This is a genomic window from Streptomyces sp. NPDC048197 (genome assembly GCF_043202395.1).
GTDB lineage: Bacteria > Actinomycetota > Actinomycetes > Streptomycetales > Streptomycetaceae > Streptomyces > Streptomyces siderophoricus.
The window spans coordinates 13,607-32,002 of sequence record NZ_JBIDAJ010000043.1 but is presented as its reverse complement, the minus strand read 5'-3'; the positions used below and the strand labels follow the sequence as shown (position 1 = coordinate 32,002).

Here is an 18,396-nt window from a genome sequence, read left to right as displayed (position 1 = left end):
GACGCCTTGGCCGCTGCACCCCATGCCCTCGACGCATCGTTCCTGGCGCTGCCGCTGCGCGCGCTGGCCGACGCCGCGCTGGCCCGGGCCCGCGCCCTGGGCGCCACGCACGCGGACTTCCGCCTGGAGCGGATCCGGGAGGCGTCCTGGCGGCTCCGCGACGCCCGGACGTCCGGGACCTCCGACACCACCGACCTGGGGTACGCGGTCCGGGTGGTGCACGACGGGGCGTGGGGCTTCGCGTCCGGGGTGGACCTGACGATGGACGCCGCGGCGCGGGTGGCCGCGCAGGCGGTGGCGATGGCGAAGCTGTCGGCGAAGGTCATCAAGGCGGCCGGCTCCGAGGAGAGGGTGGAGCTGGCGGCGGAGCCCGCGCATCCGGACCGTACGTGGGTGTCCTCGTACGAGATCAACCCGTTCGACGTGCCGGACGCGGAGAAGACGGAGCTGCTGGCGGAGTGGAGCTCCCGGCTGCTGGCCGCCGACGGCGTGGCCCACGCGGACGCCTCGCTGATGACCGTCCAGGAGAACAAGTTCTACGCGGACACCGCGGGCACCAGCACCACGCAGCAGCGCGTCCGGCTGCACCCGCAGCTGACCGCGGTCGCGGTGGACCCCGACAGCGGCGACTTCGACTCGATGCGCACCCTCGCCCCGCCGGTGGGCCGCGGCTGGGAGTACCTGACCGGCGGCCACTGGGACTGGGACGAGGAGCTGGCCCGGATGCCGGAGCACCTCGCCCGGAAGATGTGCGCGCCCAGCGTCGAGCCCGGCCGATACGACCTGGTGGTGGACCCGTCCAACCTGTGGCTGACGATCCACGAGTCGATCGGGCACGCGACCGAGCTGGACCGGGCGCTGGGCTACGAGGCGGCGTACGCCGGCACCTCCTTCGCCACCTTCGACCAGCTCGGGAAGCTGACGTACGGCTCCCCGCTGATGAACGTGACCGGTGACCGCACCGCCGAGCACGGTCTCGCCACCATCGGCTACGACGACGAGGGGGTGGCCGCGCAATCCTGGGACCTGGTCCGGGACGGCACCCTGGTCGGCTACCAACTCGACCGCAGAATCGCCAAGTTGACCGGTTTCACGCGTTCCAACGGATGTGCCTACGCGGACTCGCCGGGCCATGTCCCCGTGCAGCGGATGGCGAACGTGTCCCTGCAGCCGGACCCCGGCGGACCGTCCACCGAAGAGCTGATCGCGGGCGTGGAGCGCGGCATCTACGTGGTGGGCGACCGCTCGTGGTCGATCGACATGCAGCGGTACAACTTCCAGTTCACCCAGCAGCGGGCCTACGCGATCCGGGACGGCCGCCTTTGCGGGCAGCTCCGGGACGTCGCCTACCAGGGCATCACCCCGGAGTTCTGGGGATCGATGGAGGCCGTCGGCGGGCCCGACACCTACGTCCTGGGAGGGGCCTTCAACTGCGGAAAGGCGCAGCCCGGACAGGTGGCGGCGGTGTCGCACGGGTGCCCGTCCGCGCTGTTCCGGAACGTGAACATCCTCAACACCTCGAGCGAGGCGGGCCGCGCCTGACCGTGCGACGTTCCGGTACCAAAGTCTGCACCGAGTCGACACGTCATCACCTGCCAACCTCCCAGGCCACGTCGTCCCCGTCCTCGACATCTCCCTCTGAGGGGGTCAGCTGAGGCGGGACGATGAGGCCCTTGAAGGGGGCCAGCTTCAGGCCCAAGCGGTTGTGCATGGTGCGGGCACCTCGGGCCATGGCGCGACGGACGAGATGTCCGTAGACCAGCTCCGTCGTCCTGGTCGTGCGATGCCCCACCCAGGCCGCGATCTCGAAGACCGGGATGTCAGCGTGGATGGCCTCGGACACGCAGAAGTGCCGGAAGCTCTTCGGCGCGTACTGCGACCGCCACGCCACCCACCACCACACCCGCCGCGACAGCCGCGGCCCTTCGCCGCACGAGAACTCCTGGCGCACCCCCCGGAACTATGACTTCAGCTATAGGGGCTGCCTGGTTCACTACGAAGCACCCGAGATCTCCCGGAGCGTCTTGGAAACCGGCACTGCCGCACCAACCGCACAGGCTGACGTGTACGCACTGGGAGCGGCATTCTTTCTCTCTGCTACCGGCTGGCGGCACGTGCCCTACCCGGACGATGCCAGCCGAGAGGAACAGCGGCGAGCCATCGCGGACTCTCCGCACCGACCGATCACGGTACGGAGCCCTCTGGGCCCCCTCATTGAACAGATGATGAGTCGTGACCCGGCCGCCCGGCCGACCGCCCTGGAAGTCTGTGGAGCACTCCGCAACCCATCGTGGGGCTTCCCGGCCCGGTAGCAGACAGAAGGCAGACAAAGTGAGGGCCCGCCTCCTCAAGGCGGGCCCTCATCCTCATGGACGTCGAGCGGAAGTCACGTCCCGTCGGCGGACGCCATCTCGTTGATCAGTCCACGCACACGCTCCTCGATCTCGTTGCGGATCGGGCGGACGGCCTCGATCCCCTGTCCGGCCGGATCGGCCAACTGCCAGTCCAAGTACCGCTTACCGGGGAACACGGGGCAGCTGTCCCCGCAGCCCATCGTGATCACCACGTCAGACGCCTGTACGGCCTCAACAGTGAGCACCTTAGGGATCTCGGCAGAGACATCGATGCCCACCTCGGCCATCGCTGCCACGACGGCGGGGTTCACGTTGTCGGCGGGGGCGGACCCGGCAGAGCGCACCTGTACGCGGTCGCCCGCAAGGTGGGTGAGGAACGCGGCGGCCATCTGGGAGCGGCCGGCGTTGTGGATGCAGACGAACAGGACGGACGGCACGGCGGTGTCAGGCATGGGCGGGGCTTTCCTCGGTCACGAGTGCGGGTGCGGTGAAGAAGCGGCGCGCGTAGAGCGCGACATGGACGAGGCCGATCAGCACCGGTACCTCGATGAGAGGGCCGACCACTCCGGCGAGGGCCTGGCCGGAGGTGACGCCGAACGTGGCAATGGCTACCGCGATGGCCAGCTCGAAGTTGTTGCCCGCGGCCGTGAACGCGAGCGTCGTTGCCCGCGGGTAGTCGAGTCCGGTGGCGCGGCCGAGTGCCATGGAGCCGGCCCACATGAGCGCGAAGTACACCAGCAGCGGCAGCGCGATGCGCGCGACGTCGAGCGGCTGCGAGGTGATCGCGTCGCCTTGCAGCGCGAACAGGACAACGATCGTGAACAACAGCCCGTACAGGGCGAACGGCCCGATTCGCGGAATCAGCTTCGCCTCGTACCACGCGCGCCCCTTGACCTTCTCGCCGATCCGGCGCGTGGGTACCCGGCAGCGAGGGGGACTCCGAGGAAGATCAGCACGCTTCGGGCGATCTCCCACACGGACACGTCAAGGCCGGCCTGCTCAAGCCCGAGCCATCCGGGCAGCACGGACAGGTAGAACCATCCGAGGGCCGAGAACGCGATCACCTGAAACACCGAGTTCAGCGCGACCAGGACGGCGGCGGCCTCCCGGTCGCCGCAGGCCAGGTCGTTCCAGATGATGACCATGGCGATACACCGGGCCAACCCCACGATGATCAGGCCCGTGCGGTACTCGGGAAGGTCCGGCAGGAAGAGCCACGCCAAGGCGAACATGACCGCCGGTCCGACGATCCAGTTCAGCAGCAGCGAGGGCAGCAGCAGACGGCGGTCACGGGTGACGGTGTCGAGCCGGTCATAACGCACCTTGGCGAGCACCGGGTACATCATCACCAGCAGGCCCAGGGCGATGGGCAGCGATACCCCGGTCACCGTGACTTCGGCGAGAGCGTCTCCGAGGCCGGGTACGACGCGGCCGAGGCCGAGACCGACAGCCATAGCGGCGAGAATCCAGACGGCGAGGTAGCGGTCGAGGAACGACAGGCGGCGGGCGACGGCTTGCTCGGGCGCGCCGCTCACGAGGCGGCCCCGGAAGCCTCAGCAGGGGCGGGCAGCGGCTCGCCGGCGGGGCGCGTCAGGATGCCCGCAAGGCGATCGGTCATCTCGGGAAGCAGCCAGTAGTAGACCCACGTCCCGCGCCGCTCGCAGTCGATGAGTCCGGCCTGCCGAAGCAGCTTGAGGTGATGCGAGATCGTTGGCTGCGACAGGTCAAACGCCGGGGTCAGGTCACACACGCACACCTCACCGCCGGCCCGCGAGGCGATCATCGACAGCAGACGCAGTCGCACCGGGTCGCCCAGGGCCTTGAACACCTTCGCGAGTTCTATGGCCTGGCCCTCATCGAGAGGCGCTGTCAGTAGGCCGGGGCAGCATGCGTCTGCCTCTCCGGGCTGGTCGAGCGCCACAAGCTCTTGATTCGACATGCCTCTATGTTGACAGTCTTCGATCCAGGGCGCAATGTTGCATCGATAGATATCAATGCAAGCCGATGGGGGTCTCGCCATGTCCCGTGCACAGCTCGCCCTGCGCGTCAGCGACCTCGAAGCGTCGATCACCTTCTACTCGAAGCTGTTCGGCGCCGAACCGGCCAAGCGTCGCGAGGGCTACGCCAACTTCGCCCTCACCGAGCCGCCGCTCAAGCTCGTACTGATCGAGGGCGAGCCCGGACAGGAAACCCGTCTCGACCACCTTGGGGTGGAGGTCGGGTCCACGGAGCAGGTGACCGCAGCGACCTCCCGACTCAAGGACGCGGGTCTCGCCACGTTCGAGGAGAACGACACCTCGTGCTGCTACGCCCTACAGGACAAGGTCTGGGTACACGGCCCCGGCCAGGAGCCGTGGGAGATCTACGTCGTCAAGGCTGACGCCGACACGCTGGGCAAGAGCGCCGACCCCACCGTGACCGGTGACGCCTGCTGCACGAGCCGGCCGGCCACGGCGACCACCGCAACGGGCTGCGGCTGCAGAAGCTGATCGGGGCTCCACCTTCGCGACGACAGCCGGATCGCACCGAGGAGAGCGCATTCACATTGCGCGGGGCCCCGCCGCTCCATGAGAACGACGGGGCCCCGCTTCGGCGTTGAGGTGCCGAACAGCGACGCCGCAGCCCTCACGGGCGCCGCGCACCAAACAAACGCTTCGACCCAGGCGGGCCGCGCCTGACGGGTGACCTGCGCCGGACCCGGACGGGGCGCGGCCACCCACCGGCGCAGATCTGCTCGCATGCCCTTCGCCGGTCAGTCAGGTGAATTCGTGCGCGGCGCCGGGGCGCCTTCGCCACCGGTGGTAGATCAGGCACGTGAGCTCCCCACCACCGACCGGCCCGCCTGCCGGACCTCCGAGCGGCCCGCTGCCCGGGCGCGCCCCGGCGCCCGGCCCGCCGCCCCCGCGACGCCCCTGGTGGCGCACTCCGCCGGTGCTCATCGGCACCGGCGTCGCCGTCGTCGCGATCGGAGTCGCGGTCGCCGTCGCATCCATCGCCGGCAACGGCGGGGGAAATGGTTCGGGCGGCACTGCCTCCCCCAACGCGAATTCCGGAGAGCCGTCGAGCATTCCGAGCGTCGACTCACCTGCGGCAGCCAGCGCTGTCGTCAAACGCGTGACGCTGAAGCCGGCGGGCTGGGGCAGCGGGTATGTCGCACAGGACCCGTATGAGGACAACACTTTGAGCCAAAATGTCACCGACCAGAACTGCAATGCAGCCTCTCAGCCGATCAACAATGCGTTTGCCTCGCTGTCACGCTGGTCCAAAACATCGGACACGACGGTTGCCACCTTTTCGCAAACCACCGTCTACAAGGCGGCGGATTCGGCGCAGTACAGCTTGTCCCAGCAGAGCGAGGCTTTGCAGCGATGCCCAACCGTAAGAAACGGGAAATCGCGACTTGAGGATGTCCACGAGGTCAAGGTTTCCGGACTGAAAGGCTTTGATCAAGTGGTGGCCGAGGAAGGCCATCAAACCTCGGATGAAAATGGCAATAAGGTCGACACTTACTACACGTACCTCACCGGCCGTAAGGGAAATTTCGTCATGAACACCGAGGTGGACAGAACAGGAGAGGGAACGCAGGAGCAGAACCGCAACGACGCGAGCAGCGCCCTTTCGCTCATGCTGAACCGCCTTGGGAGTGGCGCGTCGTACTGAGCCTCCCCCTCGGTCACGCCCCCTGGCAGCGCGCCGCCCGGTCGATAAGCTCGGGTGGCCGTCGGCCCTCTTGGAGGGCGTCAGCGTCGTGACCACCATTCAGGAGGCGTGTCGATGAGCCGTCGTACCACTGCGCCGCACGAGATCGTCGAGCGGGCCCTGGAGTTGTCCCGCGCCGACGGCTGCGCCGTCATCGCCGACGAGCACTCCGACGCCAATCTGCGCTGGGCGCGCAACGCGCTCACCACCAACGGCGTCACCCGGGGGCGGACCCTGACGGTGGTGGCCACCGTGAACGGCGCGGAGGGCACCGCCTCCGGGGTCGTCTCGCGCTCGGCGGTGACCGCGGAGGAGCTGGAGCCGCTGGTGCGGGCGGCGGAGGCGGCGGCGCGGGACGCCGGGCCGGCCGAGGACGCCCAGCCGCTGGTCGGCGGCGAGAAGGCGTCGGCGGACTTCACCGACGCGCCGGCCGAGACCTCCTCGGAGGTGTTCGCGGCGTTCGCACCGGCGCTGGGCGAGGCCTTCAAGCAGGCCCGGGCGGCCGGGCGCGAGCTGTACGGCTTCGCGCAGCACGGCGTGGTCTCGTCATACCTGGGCACCTCGGCCGGGCTGCGGCTGCGGCACGACCAGCCGACCGGAACGCTGGAGCTGAACGCCAAGGCGGCGGCCCCCGGCGCGGCGGCGGCGCCCCGTTCGGCCTGGGCCGGGCGGGCGACCCGCGACTTCACCGACGTCGACCCGCGGGAGCTGGACGCCGAGCTGGGCCGGCGGCTGGCCTGGGCGGAGCGGCGGGTGGAGCTGCCCGCCGGGCGGTACGAGACGCTGCTGCCGCCGACCGCCGTCGCCGACCTGCTGATCTACCAGATGTGGTCCGCGGGGGCCCGGGACGCCGCGGAGGGCCGTACGGTCTTCTCCCGGCCGGCCGAGGGCGAGGGTGGGCCGGCGGACCGGCCGGCGGACCGCACCCGGATCGGTGAGCGGCTGAGCGAGCTGCCGCTGACCCTGCGCAGCGACCCGCGGGCGCCCGGTCTGGAGTGCGCGCCGTTCGTGCTGGCGCACTCCTCCGGGGACGATGCGTCGGTCTTTGACAACGGGCTGCCGCTGACGGGCACCGAGTGGGTGCGCGAGGGCGTGCTGAACCGGCTGGTCGCCACCCGGCACAGCGCCGGGCTGACCGGTCTGCCGGTGGCGCCGGGCATCGACAACCTCCTTCTGGAGGGCGGCAGTTCGCGCTCGCTCGCGGAGATGGTGGGGTCCGCGGGGCACGACGGGCCGGCGTTGCTGCTGACCTGCCTGTGGTACATCCGCGAGGTGGACCCGGCCACGCTGCTGCTGACCGGGCTGACCCGGGACGGCGTCTATCTGGTCGAGAACGGCGAGGTGACCGGCGAGGTCAACAACTTCCGGTTCAACGAGTCGCCGGTGGACCTGCTGTCCCGGACGGTGGAGGCGGGCCGGACGGAGCGGACGCTGCCGCGGGAGTGGAGCGACTACTTCACCCGGGCGGCGATGCCGGCGCTGCGCGTGCCCGACTTCAACATGAGCTCGGTGAGCCGGGGGGTGTGACGCGGGCCGGGAGGCCGGCCGCAAGCCGGGGGCGGAAGCGGGCCACCGGGGGGGGCGCACGGGCACGGCAGCGGGACTGTCACAGGGGGCGAATAGACTGTGCCCCTGTCCTCCCGTTTCGGGAACCACGATCGATCAGGGACGCCATGACACGCCTCGGCGAATCCGTCGCCCGCGCCAGTACGCTGCTCTCCGCCGACCTCTCCTCGGACGCCACGGTCCGGGAGCTGCTCCAGGAGACGGGCGCGCGGCGCTATCTCGACCTGACGGACCTGCCCGCCAAGGAGCAGGCCGAGCTGATCGCGTCCCGTACGGTCGAGGTGCTGCCGGGTGTGGAGCAGCTGGCCGAGCGGATCGAGGAGCGCCGGGCGGCCGGCACGGGGCTGCACATCAAGCTGGGCATCGACCCGACGGCGACCGATGTGCACCTGGGGCATGCGGTGCCGCTGATCGTGCTGAGCCGGTTCCAGCGGCTGGGCCATGACGTGACGCTGATCATCGGTGACTTCACCGCCAAGATCGGTGACCCGTCGGGCCGTACGGCCGAGCGGCCGCCGCTGACCGACGAGGACATCGCGCACAACCTCGCGACGTACCGCGAACAGGTCCGCCCGTTCTTCGACTTCGAGAAGGTCAGCTTCCGGCAGAACAGCGAGTGGCTGGCGCCGTACACCTTCCCCGAGCTGCTGTCGCTGCTCGCGCAGGTGCCGGCCTCGCAGCTGCTGCAGCGCGAGGACTTCCGCAACCGGCTCGCGGCCGGCTCGGGTCTGACCATGACCGAGCTGCTGTACCCGATCGCGCAGGGCCTGGACTCGGTGGCGCTGGAGTGCGACGTGGAGCTGGGCGGTTCGGACCAGCTGCTCAATCTGCAGATGGGCCGGAAGCTGATGGAGCTGCGCGGGCAGCGGCCGCAGCTGGTGGTGACCATGCCGCTGATCGAGGGCACGGACGGCACCGGCGCCAAGATGTCCAAGTCCAAGGGCAATTACGTCGGGCTGAGCGCGCCCGCCGACGATGTCTTCGGCAAGATCATGTCGGTCCCGGACCGGCTGATGGAGCCGTACCTGAAGGCCTGGACGGAGTGGACGGACGAGGAGATCACGCTCGCCCTGGGCCGGGTCACGGACCGCTCGCTGCACCCGATGGACCTGAAGAAGATCCTCGCGGGTGAGGTCGTGGCGGCGCTGTACGGCCTGGATGCGGCGATGGCGGCGCGGGCCGGGTTCGTCGCGCAGTTCTCCAAGAAGTCGTTCTCCGACGTGGAGTCGCTGCCGGTCGTCGAGGTCGCCGAGCACGGCGTGGAGACGGTGGCGACGGTGCTGAGCAAGGTGCTGGAGTTCACGCCGAGCGCCTCGGCGGCCCGGCGGCTGGCCAAGCAGAACGCGCTGCGGCTGGTAGTCGAGGGCGAGGGCGGTCAGCAGACGGTGGTGCTGGCGGAGGCCGATGCGATCCGTCCGCTGGCCGAGGTGCTCGCCGAGAAGCTGGCGGACGCGACCGGGGACGCGTACCTGAAGGCGGGGCGGAAGCTGGCCCACCTCCAGGGCCGCTGAGGAAGCCGTACGACGGGGCGGCCGGTGCGCACATGCTGCGCGCCGGCCGCCCCGGTGTTTCTGCTGTTGCTCTCAGGTCGCGTGTTTGCGATGGCCGCGCAGGGAGACCCACAACCGGTCGCCGATGGCGACGATGATGACCGCGCCCGCCAGTTGCAGCAGGTGGCGGACCCAGTCGATGCCCTTGGTCTCGTTGACTCCGAGGCCGGTGGCCGCCCAGTTGCCGAGGACGCTGCCCAGCATGCCGAAGATGATGGTCAGCCACAGCGGGATCTGCTGTTTGCCCGGGATGATGGCCTTGGCGATGAGGCCCAGCACCAGGCCCACGATGATGGCCCACAACCACGTCATGTCGCCTCCTCTGACGGCGCGGTGCACATGAGGTCGCACGTGCGGGTCGCCCCGCCAGTGTCGCCCCGCCCCGGCCGCCGCGCACGCCGGAGCCCGGCCGGGTGGGCGGGACCCGGTCTCGAATGCGGCGCAGCCTGGGCGTACCGTGGAATCCGACCGGAAACCGGGGTGAATTCCGGCGGAACCGAGCAGGTGGTGGAAATCGTGGTGCGGAAGCAGAGCAGCGGCCAGACCTTCCGGATCACCGGGGCCCGGCAGGGGCTGACCGAGGATGTGCGCGGTCGGCAGCGCCGGTATGTGATCTCGATGGGCGTGCGGACCGTGGCGGTGCTGCTGACCGTCGTGTTGTGGAACATCGAGCGGCCGGTGGCCATCGCCACGCTGGTGCTGGGCATGGCGCTGCCGTACATCGCGGTGGTGATCGCCAACGCGGGCCGGGAGAACGTCCCTTCACTGCCGAAGACGTTCGTGGCGGGGCCGAGCCGGCCGATGCTGACGCCGGGGCCGACGGACGGTACGGCGGATTCCGTTCCGGACCGGCCGGCGGCGGGCGCGTCGGCGCCCGACTCCGACCTCGGCTGATCGCCTACCGGTCTGCAAAGCTCAAGAAAAGCTCAGATCAATCATGGAGTTCCGGTGCACCGCGCACCATTCCCCGTGACATACTGCGTACGCGCTCCGCATCCCCCGTCGGAGCGACGGACCGACGCCGGGCGGCTCCCCCCGTGGCTGCCCGGCGTCGTCATGTCCGCAGGCCGGTCGGGTGGCCGCCGCGGGCGGACGTAGGGTTGAGGCGTGAACTCCCCGAACTCCGCCGAGAACCCCACCATCTGCTCGGCCAAGGGCTGCCGGGCCGACGCCGTGTGGGTGCTGGCGTGGAACAACCCGAAGCTGCACACTCCGGACCGCCGCAAGACCTGGCTGGCGTGCGAGGAGCACCGGGAGCATCTGTCGCAGTTCCTCGGCGTGCGCGGGTTCCTCAAGGACGTGGTGGCGCTTGCGGAGTGGGAGGCGTCGGCGGGCGGGCGCTGACGGCCGGGGTGCTTCTGCCGGATCAGCCGCCGATCGCGGACATCGGGCGGTCGGGCTGGAGGAAGGACGGGTCGTCCAGGCCGGAGCCCGCCTTCTTGCCCCACATCGCCAGCTTCCATATGCGGGCGATCTCGTCGTCCGGTGCTCCGGAGCGCAGCGCGCCGCGCAGGTCGGTCTCCTCGGTGGCGAACAGGCAGGTCCGGACCTGGCCGTCGGCGGTGAGCCGGGCGCGGTCGCAGGCGCGGCAGAACGGGCGGGTGACGGAGGCGATGACGCCGACGCGGTGCGGTCCGCCGTCGACGAGCCAGCGCTCGGCGGGTGCGGCGCCGCGGGCCTCCTGGCCCTCGGGGGTGAGCTCGAAGCGGGTGCGCAGCGAGGTGAGGATGTCACCGGCGGTGATCATGCCGTCACGCTTCCAGCCGTGCTGGGCGTCGAGCGGCATCTGCTCGATGAAGCGGAGCTCGTAGTCCTGGGCGATGGCCCAGGCGAGCAGGTCGGGGGCCTCGTCGTCGTTGAGCCCGGGCATCAGGACGGTGTTGACCTTCACCGGGGTGAGGCCGGCCTCGCGGGCCGCTTCCAGGCCGCGGAGGACGTCGTCGTGCCGCTTGCGGCGGGTGAGGGCCGTGAAGACGTCGGGACGGAGGGTGTCCAGGGAGACGTTGACGCGGTCCAGGCCGGCGTCGCGCAGGGCCCGGGCGGTGCGCTGCAGGCCGATGCCGTTGGTGGTCAGCGACATCTGGGGGCGCGGGGTGAGGGCGGCGACCCGCTCGACGATGCCGACCAGGCCGGGGCGGAGCAGGGGCTCACCGCCGGTGAAGCGGACCTCTTCGATGCCCAGGTCGCGCACGGCGATCGTGATCAGCCGGACGATCTCGTCGTCGGTGAGCAGGTCCGGCTTGGCGAGCCACTGCAGGCCCTCTTCCGGCATGCAGTACGTACATCGCAGATTGCACCGGTCGGTGAGCGAAACCCGCAGGTCGGTGGCCACGCGGCCGTAGGTGTCGATGAGCACAGGGCCCCCTCCCCGAGAGTCACGGACCGGTACGCCGTCCGCTGGTGGATCAGTACGTCTTCGAGCCTACGCGATGGGTCCGACAGTGGGCAGAGATGAGAAGCACGAGGTGGGCGGGGCGGCGTCGTAGATCTCTACGACGCCGCCCCGCCCGGGTCCTGTGCGGATGCCTCAGGGGCGCTCAGTGCGCTCCGGTGCCGGTCAGGGAGCGGACCTCCAGTTCGGCGTACTTCCGGGCGTCCGGCTCCTCCTTGGAGAGCAGCGAGCCCAGCCAGCCGAGCAGGAAGCCCAGCGGGATGGAGATCAGGCCGGGGTTCTCCAGCGGGAAGACAGCGAAGTGCGCGCCGGGGAACATCGAGGTCTCCTTGCCGGAGACGACGGGCGAGAAGAGCACCAGCAGGACGGAGGAGGCCAGGCCGCCGTAGATGGACCACAGCGCGCCCTGGGTGGTGAAGCGCTTCCAGAACAGGCTGTACAGGAGCGTCGGGAGGTTGGCGGAGGCGGCGACCGCGAAGGCCAGTGCCACCAGGCCGGCGACGTTCAGCCCGCGGGCGAAGACGCCCAGGACGATGGCGACCGCGCCGATCCCGACGGTCGCCCAGCGGGCCGCGCCGACCTCCTCCTTCTCGGTGGCCTCGCCCTTGCGGAGGACGTTGACGTAGATGTCGTGGGCGAAGGACGAGGAGGAGGCGAGGGTGAGGCCGGCGACCACGGCGAGGATGGTGGCGAAGGCGACCGCGGAGATGAGGGCGAGCAGGACGGCGCCGCCGGTGGAGCCGGCGCCACCGCCGATGACCTCGGCGAGCTGCGGGGCGGCGGTGTTGCCCGGCTTCTCGATGTCCGCGGGCTTGATGAGGGCCGCGGCGCCGAAACCGAGCGCGATGGTCATCAGGTAGAAGACGCCGATGATGCCGATCGCCCAGTTCACGGATTTCCGGGCGGCCTTGGCGGTGGGGACGGTGTAGAAGCGGATGAGGATGTGCGGCAGGCCGGCGGTGCCCAGGACGAGCGCCAGGCCCAGCGAGATGAAGTCGATCTTCGAGGTCGCGGTCGCGCCGTATTTGAGGCCGGGCTCCAGGAAGGCGGCGCCCTTGTGGCTGTTCTCCGCAGCGGCGCCGAGCAGCGACGAGATGTTGAAGTGGAACTTCAGCGCCACCAGGAACGTGATCAGCAGGGTCCCGGCGATCAGCAGTACCGCCTTGATCATCTGGACCCAGGTGGTGCCCTTCATGCCGCCGATGGTGACGTAGAGGATCATGACGATGCCGACGAGGACGACGACCAGGACCTTGCCGGCCTCACTGGTGATGCCCAGCAGCAGGGTGACCAGCGCCCCGGCGCCCGCCATCTGGGCGAGCAGGTAGAAGATCGAGACGACGATGGTCGAGGTGCCCGCGGCGGTGCGGACCGGGCGCTGGCGCATCCGGTAGGCGAGGACGTCGCCCATGGTGAACCGGCCGGAGTTGCGCAGCGGTTCGGCCACCAGGAGCAGCGCGACGAGCCAGGCGACGAGGAAGCCGATGGAGTAGAGGAAGCCGTCGTAGCCGAAGAGGGCGATGGCGCCGGCGATGCCCAGGAAGGACGCGGCGGACATGTAGTCGCCGGAGATGGCCAGGCCGTTCTGGAAGCCGCTGAACTGGCGGCCGCCGGCGTAGAAGTCCTCCGTGCCCTTGGTCTGCCGGCCGGCCCAGACGGTGAGGCCGAGGGTGGCGGCGACGAAGACGGCGAAGAGGCCGATGATCAGGGGGCGGTGCTCGCCCGCGCCGCCGGCCGCGAGCGGGACGGCGGACAGGTGCTGGTGGGGGCTCATGCGCCGCCCTCCAGACGGGACTTGATGGCTTCGGCCCTGGGGTCGAGCCTGCGGGCGGCGTGCCGGGAATACCACCAGGCGATGAGGAAGGTGGTGACGAACTGGGCCAGGCCGAGGACGAAGGCGACGTTGAGGTGGCCGGCGACCTTGGTGGCCATGAAGCCGCCGGCGTAGCTCGACAGCACGACGTACACCAGGTACCAGAGGACGAAGGCGACGGTGAGCGGGAAGGCGAACGAGCGGTGGGCGCGGCGGAGTTCGTCGAATTCCGCGCTCGACTGCACCTGTTGGTAGTCGGGCGGTTCGTGCGTCCCCGGGTCGATGGTGGGTGCGGCGCTCACGGAATCTCCTGACGCGAGGGGGCGGGTGTTCCGGGCCGGTCCGGCGGCGGCGCGTGGGTCGGCCCAGGCCGACGATAAAGCTCACGTAAGTGACGTGGATCACGCATCGTAGAGCGGTGGCACCCGATCCGACAGGGGGCCGTTGCGGGAAACCCCGGGGAAAAATGCGGCGGATGGCCGCACCGCCCGCCACCGCGCGCGGGGCGCTTCGTTGAGCCCGGTGTGAACCCGCCGCCGCCCCAGCAGGCCCCGCAGCCCTCCACTCCCCGTCGGCGCCCTTACGGCAGCGTCCGGCTGCCGGCGCCGCTCGTCACCGCCCCCTCGGAGCCCCGGCCGGGTGCGGCCCCCGCCGTGCGCCGCTGGTACGGCCGGCGGATCCCGCTGCCGCCGCTGAGCATCACCACCCTGCGCCGCACGGACTGAGCGCCCGCCGGACGTGACGGAACGTCAACCGCCGTTTCCGGCAAGGCCGTACCGCTTCGGCCGTCGTACGGTTTTCGCCCGGTTTTTTCTTCGGATTCCATTGCTGCACCCGAGTGATCGCCGATAACTTCACGTCTCATTGCACCCGCCCGTGCGCAAACCCGCGCACGGGCGGTCTCACGGATGATGTGGAGTACCCATGGCTCATCCCCGATCCAGACGCATGCGGGCGCTGGCCGTACCGCTCGGGCTGGCTCTGACGGCGTCCCTCGGCTTCCTCTCCCCCGCGGCCACCGCCGCGCCGCAGGACGCCCCGGCCGCCGCGGCTTCGGCCGACGGCCCGCTGCTGTCGTACGTCGTCAACACCACGCCCGGCCGTGCGGCGGTCGGCAAGGTCGAGAAGGCGATAGCCCGGGCCGGCGGGAAGGTGATCGTCGCCCACGAGAACATAGGCGTGATCGTCGTCCACTCGGCGAATCCGCAGTTCGCCGCCTCCATGCGCGCCGTGCCGGGTGTGGCGTCGGCGGGTGCGACGCGTACCGCGCCGCTGAAGGCGTCGGGCACCACCGACGTCGGCAAGCCGCAGAAGGTGGACCTGTCCAGGTCGCAGCTCGCGGCGGCCGGCCGGACCGCGAAGGCGAAGGGCGAGGAGCCGCTCGAACCGCTGCAGTGGGACCTCCCCGCCATCAAGGCCGACCGGGCCGCGAAGGTGAACCCCGGCAGCCGGAAGGTCACCGTCGCCGTCATCGACACCGGTGTGGACGACACCCACCCGGACCTGAAGCCCAACTTCTCCGCCAAGCAGTCCGCCAACTGCGTGGGCGGGGTGGCCGATACGTCCAAGGGGGCCTGGCGGCCCTGGGACCCGGCCAGCGACTACCACGGCACGCATGTGGCCGGCACGATCGCCGCGGCCCGCAACGGCGTCGGGGTGGCCGGTGTCGCCCCTGGCGTGAAGGTCTCCGCCATCAAGGTCAGCGAGCCGGAGACGAGCCTGTTCTACGCCGAGAGCGTGGTGTGCGCCTTCGTCTTCGCGGCCGACCACGGCGTGGCGGTCACCAACAACAGCTATTACGTCGACCCGTGGATGTTCAACTGCAAGGATGACGCCGACCAGGCGGCCATCGTTGACGCGGTCGGCCGGGCGGCGAGCTACGCGCAGCGCAAGGGCGTGCTCAACGTCGCCGCGGCGGGCAACTCCGACCTCGATCTGGCGGCCCCGAATCTGCCCGACGCCTCCAGCCCGAACGACTCCACGCCCGTGGAGCGCACCATCAACCCGAAGACCTGCTGGGACGTGCCCACCCAGCTGCCGGGCACGGTGACGGTGGCGGCGACCGGTGTGCACAAGCTCAAGTCCGGCTACTCGAACTACGGCCTGGGCCAGATCGACGTGGCCGCGCCGGGCGGCGACTCGAAGCAGGTGCCCGACCTGCCGGCCAAGAACGGCAACATCCTCTCCACCATGCCGGGCGGCGACTGGGCCTACCTGGCGGGTACGTCCATGGCCACCCCGCACGTGGCGGGCGTCGCGGCGCTCCTGAAGAGCGCCCACCCGAAGTCCAGCCCGCAGGAGATCCAGTGGCTCCTCAAGGAGCAGGCGGACAACCCCGGCTGCCCCACGGGTGACACCACCTGCACCGGCACGCAGCACATCAACAGCCACTTCGGTTACGGGATCGTCGACGCGCTCGACGCGGTGAAGAAGTAACCAGGACGGCTTGACCGGCCGCCGGGAAGACGCGGCCGGGAAGCGGCTCAGGCGGTGACCGTCTGCGGGGGCCGGGTGCTTCGGCGCCCGGCCCCTTGCCGGTCCCCGGCCGCCCGGAGCACGCCCTCGGCCAGGGCGAACTGCGCCGCCGTATAGGTGAGCATGATCCAGAACTGGGGGAGCGGCAGCTGCGGCCAGTGGGCGATACCGGACGCGATCAGGGTGTCGGAGAGCAGGAAGAGCAGTCCGCCGGCCGCCGCCCACGGTCCCGCCCGCAGCGCGCCGAAGCCCATCGCGGTGAGCAGCAGGCTGTATCCGGCGACCGGGATCCGCAGGTCGGCCGGGAGGCCCGGCCACAGCAGGGCGACGGTGCCGACCAGCGCGAGGGCGTAGCCGCCCGCGAGCGCCCCGGTACGGGCCCGGCCGCCCGGCGGGGAGCCGTGGCGCCCGCACAGCAGCAGGTAGCAGACGTGCCCGGCGGCGAACGAGCCCATTCCCACCAGGAAGACCACGCCCCCGCCGTGCCCGCCGATCTGGAGGAAGGTGTCGCCGCCACAGCCGAACAGCAGCGCCCCGGCGAGCAATACGGGGCCGCCGCGGGCGAGGACGTACGCGGCGAGCACCGGCATCAGGGCGGGTTTGGTGAGGTGGTCGACGAGGGTGGCGCCGGCGAGCAGCGCTGCGAGGTGGACGACGGCGAGCACGGCGAACGCGGCCAGCAGGGGCCGGACGGCCCCCGGCCGACGGGGCGTCACGCGACGGTCTCCTCGACGGAGGTGGCGGCAGAGGTGGGGGCCGGGGCGGGGGCGGGATCTGCCCCGGCCCGCTTGGCGGCCGGCTGCCAGCCCGGGCCGCGGAAGATCCGCCCGGCCCGCTCGGACCAGCTGTCCGCGGCCCGTACGTCGCGGGCGATGGCGGCGTACTCATGGGTGGCGACCCGCAGCGGGTTGTAGGTGTCGATGTTCTTGGTCAGGCCGTAGACGGGCCGGTCGGTCTCGGCGACGAACGAGCCGAACATCCGGTCCCAGATGATCAGGATCCCGCCGTAGTTGCGGTCCAGATAGCCGCCTTGCGAGGCGTGGTGGACGCGGTGGTGGGAGGGGGTGTTGAGGACGAACTCGAAGGGGCGGGGCAGCTTGCCGACGCGTTCGGTGTGCACCCAGAACTGGTAGACGAGGTTGGCGCCGGAGGTGAAGGCGACCACGGCCGGATGCACGCCGAGCGCGACCATCGGCACGTAGAACGGCCAGACGGTCCAGGTCGTCCAGGGCTGGCGCAGGGCGGTGGTGAGGTTGAACTTCTTGCTGGAGTGGTGCACCACGTGGCAGGCCCACAGGACCCGGATGACGTGGTGGCCGCGGTGCGACCAGTAGTAGAAGAAGTCCTGGGCGAGCAGCATCAGCAGCAGCGTCCACCACAGCACGGGGATGCGGAGCGGGGTGAGTTCGTAGATCGCGGCGTAGATCGCCACGATGGGTATCTTCCACAGCGCGTCGAAGACCAGGCTCCCCAGCCCCATGCCGACGCTGGTGGCCGCGTCCTTGACTTCATAGCCCGCCGCGTCCTCGTCGGGATGCAGGCGGTAGCTCACCATCTCCACCACGGTGAGCAGGACGAAGGCCGGTACGGACCACAACACGACATCGGGCAGGTGCGGCATGCCCCGCACCATAAAGGCGTGGACGGGGGTGCCGCTAGGGGTTGTTACTCAGAAGTATGTGAGACGTGATGTCAGCTGCCGATGATCACTGTGAGGCCCGATGACGACCGCACCCACCCTCGCCATCCTGGGCGGCGGGTTCTCCGACGACCCCGACACCCTGCTCGACGACTTCGTACTGGCCGCCACCGGGCGGCCGCGCCCGAAGATCTGCTTCCTGCCCACCGCCAGCGGGGACGCCCCCGGCTACGTCGAGAAGTTCCACACGGCGTTCGCCGGACGGGACTGCGAGACCGGCCACCTGGAGCTGTTCCGCCGGACCGCGACCGATCTGCGGGCGTTCGTCCTCGCGCAGGACGTCGTCTATGTCGGCGGCGGCAACACCGCCAACATGCTCGCCGTCTGGCGGCTGCACGGCCTGGACGCGGTGCTGCGCGAGGCGTACGCGGCCGGTGTCCTGCTGTGCGGCATCAGTGCGGGCGCCTGCTGCTGGTTCGAGAGCGCCTTCTCCGACTCGTTCGGCCCGCCGGCCCCGCTCGCCGACGGCCTGGGCCTGCTGCCGGGCAGCCTGTGCCCGCACTACGACACCGAGCCCTTGCGCCGTCCCGGCTACCGCGAGGCGGTCAAGAGCGGTGCGCTGCCGGCAGGTTGGGCGGTCGACGACGGCGCAGCGGGCCTGTTCTCCGCCGGCCGCCTGGTGGACGTGGTGACCCGCACCCCCGGCGCCACCCTGCGCCGGGTGAGCCGCGGACCGGGCGGCACGGTGCACGAGGTGCCGGAGGAGGCGCGGCTGCTGGGCGGGTGACGGCGGGGCGGGCGGCCCCCGGCCGGGGTGGGGCGCGGTGGCGGACCGCGCTCACCGCCCCGGCCGGGGACGGTAGTTGCTCTTGTCCCTCAGCAGGTCGAGGTCGATCGCGCCGTCCTGT

Annotated in this window: 19 protein-coding genes and 1 pseudogene; 10 read left to right on the top strand and 10 right to left on the bottom strand. The window is 70.6% G+C overall.

Translation table 11 applies throughout. The features are described 5' to 3' along the window. The first annotated feature begins 6 nt into the window (after positions 1-6). Positions 7-1,542: a TldD/PmbA family protein gene (locus ACGF4C_RS34665; RefSeq protein ID WP_393571890.1), complete on the top strand. Its 1,536-nt coding sequence runs from the start codon at positions 7-9 to the stop codon at positions 1,540-1,542. Positions 1,543-1,588: 46 nt separating this feature from the next. On the opposite strand, the gene ACGF4C_RS34660 is transcribed toward ACGF4C_RS34665, so the two are convergent. From ACGF4C_RS34660 to ACGF4C_RS34645, 4 genes and pseudogenes are all read right to left on the bottom strand, one after another. Further along, positions 1,589-1,951 carry a hypothetical protein gene (locus tag ACGF4C_RS34660; protein WP_393571888.1) on the bottom strand — a complete coding sequence of 121 codons (363 nt, stop codon included), beginning with the start codon at positions 1,949-1,951 and terminating at the stop codon, positions 1,589-1,591. A gap of 435 nt (positions 1,952-2,386) precedes the next feature. Then, on the bottom strand, positions 2,387-2,806 hold the full coding sequence (locus ACGF4C_RS34655; RefSeq protein WP_393571886.1) for an arsenate reductase ArsC: 420 nt from the start codon (positions 2,804-2,806) through the stop codon (positions 2,387-2,389). After that, positions 2,799-3,808: pseudogene (gene arsB, locus ACGF4C_RS34650) on the bottom strand (ACR3 family arsenite efflux transporter). The gene ACGF4C_RS34655 and the pseudogene arsB overlap by 8 nt, the downstream one beginning before the upstream one ends. A gap of 77 nt (positions 3,809-3,885) precedes the next feature. After that, on the bottom strand, positions 3,886-4,293 hold the full coding sequence (locus tag ACGF4C_RS34645) for an ArsR/SmtB family transcription factor (RefSeq protein WP_393571884.1): 408 nt from the start codon (positions 4,291-4,293) through the stop codon (positions 3,886-3,888). Positions 4,294-4,372: 79 nt separating this feature from the next. On the opposite strand from ACGF4C_RS34645, the gene ACGF4C_RS34640 reads away from it, so the two are divergent. The 4 genes from ACGF4C_RS34640 (at position 4,373) to tyrS (ending at position 9,130) form a co-directional block, all read left to right on the top strand. Then, positions 4,373-4,843, top strand: a complete 471-nt coding sequence (locus ACGF4C_RS34640) for an ArsI/CadI family heavy metal resistance metalloenzyme (protein ID WP_393571882.1) — start codon at positions 4,373-4,375, stop codon at positions 4,841-4,843. Between the two features lie 442 nt (positions 4,844-5,285). After that, positions 5,286-6,014 (top strand): hypothetical protein, encoded by a 729-nt coding sequence (locus ACGF4C_RS34635; RefSeq protein WP_393571880.1) that lies wholly within the window; start codon positions 5,286-5,288, stop codon positions 6,012-6,014. Between the two features lie 114 nt (positions 6,015-6,128). Continuing rightward, positions 6,129-7,580, top strand: a complete 1,452-nt coding sequence (locus ACGF4C_RS34630) for a metallopeptidase TldD-related protein (protein WP_393571878.1) — start codon at positions 6,129-6,131, stop codon at positions 7,578-7,580. Positions 7,581-7,726: 146 nt separating this feature from the next. Continuing rightward, complete coding sequence (gene tyrS / locus ACGF4C_RS34625) at positions 7,727-9,130, top strand: tyrosine--tRNA ligase (protein ID WP_393571876.1); 1,404 nt, start codon at positions 7,727-7,729, stop codon at positions 9,128-9,130. 72 nt (positions 9,131-9,202) lie between these two features. Here the strand turns inward: tyrS and ACGF4C_RS34620 are convergent, their stop codons facing one another. Beyond that, positions 9,203-9,481, bottom strand: a complete 279-nt coding sequence (locus ACGF4C_RS34620) for a GlsB/YeaQ/YmgE family stress response membrane protein (protein ID WP_393571872.1) — start codon at positions 9,479-9,481, stop codon at positions 9,203-9,205. Positions 9,482-9,688: 207 nt separating this feature from the next. Between ACGF4C_RS34620 and ACGF4C_RS34615 the strand changes: the two genes are divergently transcribed. Next, positions 9,689-10,063, top strand: a complete 375-nt coding sequence (locus ACGF4C_RS34615; RefSeq protein WP_030411683.1) for a DUF3099 domain-containing protein — start codon at positions 9,689-9,691, stop codon at positions 10,061-10,063. Positions 10,064-10,276: 213 nt separating this feature from the next. After that, positions 10,277-10,513, top strand: coding sequence for a hypothetical protein (locus ACGF4C_RS34610; protein ID WP_393571870.1), 237 nt, complete (start codon positions 10,277-10,279; stop codon positions 10,511-10,513). 22 nt (positions 10,514-10,535) lie between these two features. Here ACGF4C_RS34610 and moaA read toward each other — a convergent pair whose 3' ends face one another. The 3 genes from moaA to ACGF4C_RS34595 all read right to left on the bottom strand — a co-directional run bounded on the left by moaA (position 10,536) and on the right by ACGF4C_RS34595 (position 13,676). Further along, positions 10,536-11,525: a GTP 3',8-cyclase MoaA gene (moaA, locus tag ACGF4C_RS34605; RefSeq protein ID WP_393571868.1), complete on the bottom strand. Its 990-nt coding sequence runs from the start codon at positions 11,523-11,525 to the stop codon at positions 10,536-10,538. Positions 11,526-11,706: 181 nt separating this feature from the next. Continuing rightward, positions 11,707-13,335: a cation acetate symporter gene (locus ACGF4C_RS34600; RefSeq protein WP_030411686.1), complete on the bottom strand. Its 1,629-nt coding sequence runs from the start codon at positions 13,333-13,335 to the stop codon at positions 11,707-11,709. Continuing rightward, the gene (locus ACGF4C_RS34595; protein WP_393571866.1) at positions 13,332-13,676 is read right to left on the bottom strand and encodes a DUF485 domain-containing protein; all 345 of its coding nucleotides are present in this window, start codon (positions 13,674-13,676) and stop codon (positions 13,332-13,334) included. Before ACGF4C_RS34595 ends, ACGF4C_RS34600 begins: the two co-directional genes overlap by 4 nt. Before the next feature lie 222 nt (positions 13,677-13,898). Between ACGF4C_RS34595 and ACGF4C_RS34590 the strand changes: the two genes are divergently transcribed. Continuing rightward, positions 13,899-14,099 (top strand): hypothetical protein, encoded by a 201-nt coding sequence (locus ACGF4C_RS34590; RefSeq protein WP_030411688.1) that lies wholly within the window; start codon positions 13,899-13,901, stop codon positions 14,097-14,099. A gap of 199 nt (positions 14,100-14,298) precedes the next feature. Continuing rightward, entirely contained in the window at positions 14,299-15,810 is a 1,512-nt protein-coding gene (locus tag ACGF4C_RS34585) for a S8 family serine peptidase (RefSeq protein WP_393571864.1), read from the top strand. A 47-nt stretch (positions 15,811-15,857) separates the two neighbouring features. Here ACGF4C_RS34585 and ACGF4C_RS34580 read toward each other — a convergent pair whose 3' ends face one another. Further along, positions 15,858-16,565, bottom strand: coding sequence for a lysoplasmalogenase (locus ACGF4C_RS34580; protein ID WP_393571862.1), 708 nt, complete (start codon positions 16,563-16,565; stop codon positions 15,858-15,860). Then, positions 16,562-17,470, bottom strand: a complete 909-nt coding sequence (locus ACGF4C_RS34575) for a sterol desaturase family protein (RefSeq protein ID WP_393571860.1) — start codon at positions 17,468-17,470, stop codon at positions 16,562-16,564. Before ACGF4C_RS34575 ends, ACGF4C_RS34580 begins: the two co-directional genes overlap by 4 nt. A gap of 100 nt (positions 17,471-17,570) precedes the next feature. Here ACGF4C_RS34575 and ACGF4C_RS34570 point away from each other — a divergent pair, with 100 nt between their 5' ends. Next, complete coding sequence (locus ACGF4C_RS34570) at positions 17,571-18,275, top strand: Type 1 glutamine amidotransferase-like domain-containing protein (protein WP_393571858.1); 705 nt, start codon at positions 17,571-17,573, stop codon at positions 18,273-18,275. Positions 18,276-18,396 lie beyond the last annotated feature (121 nt).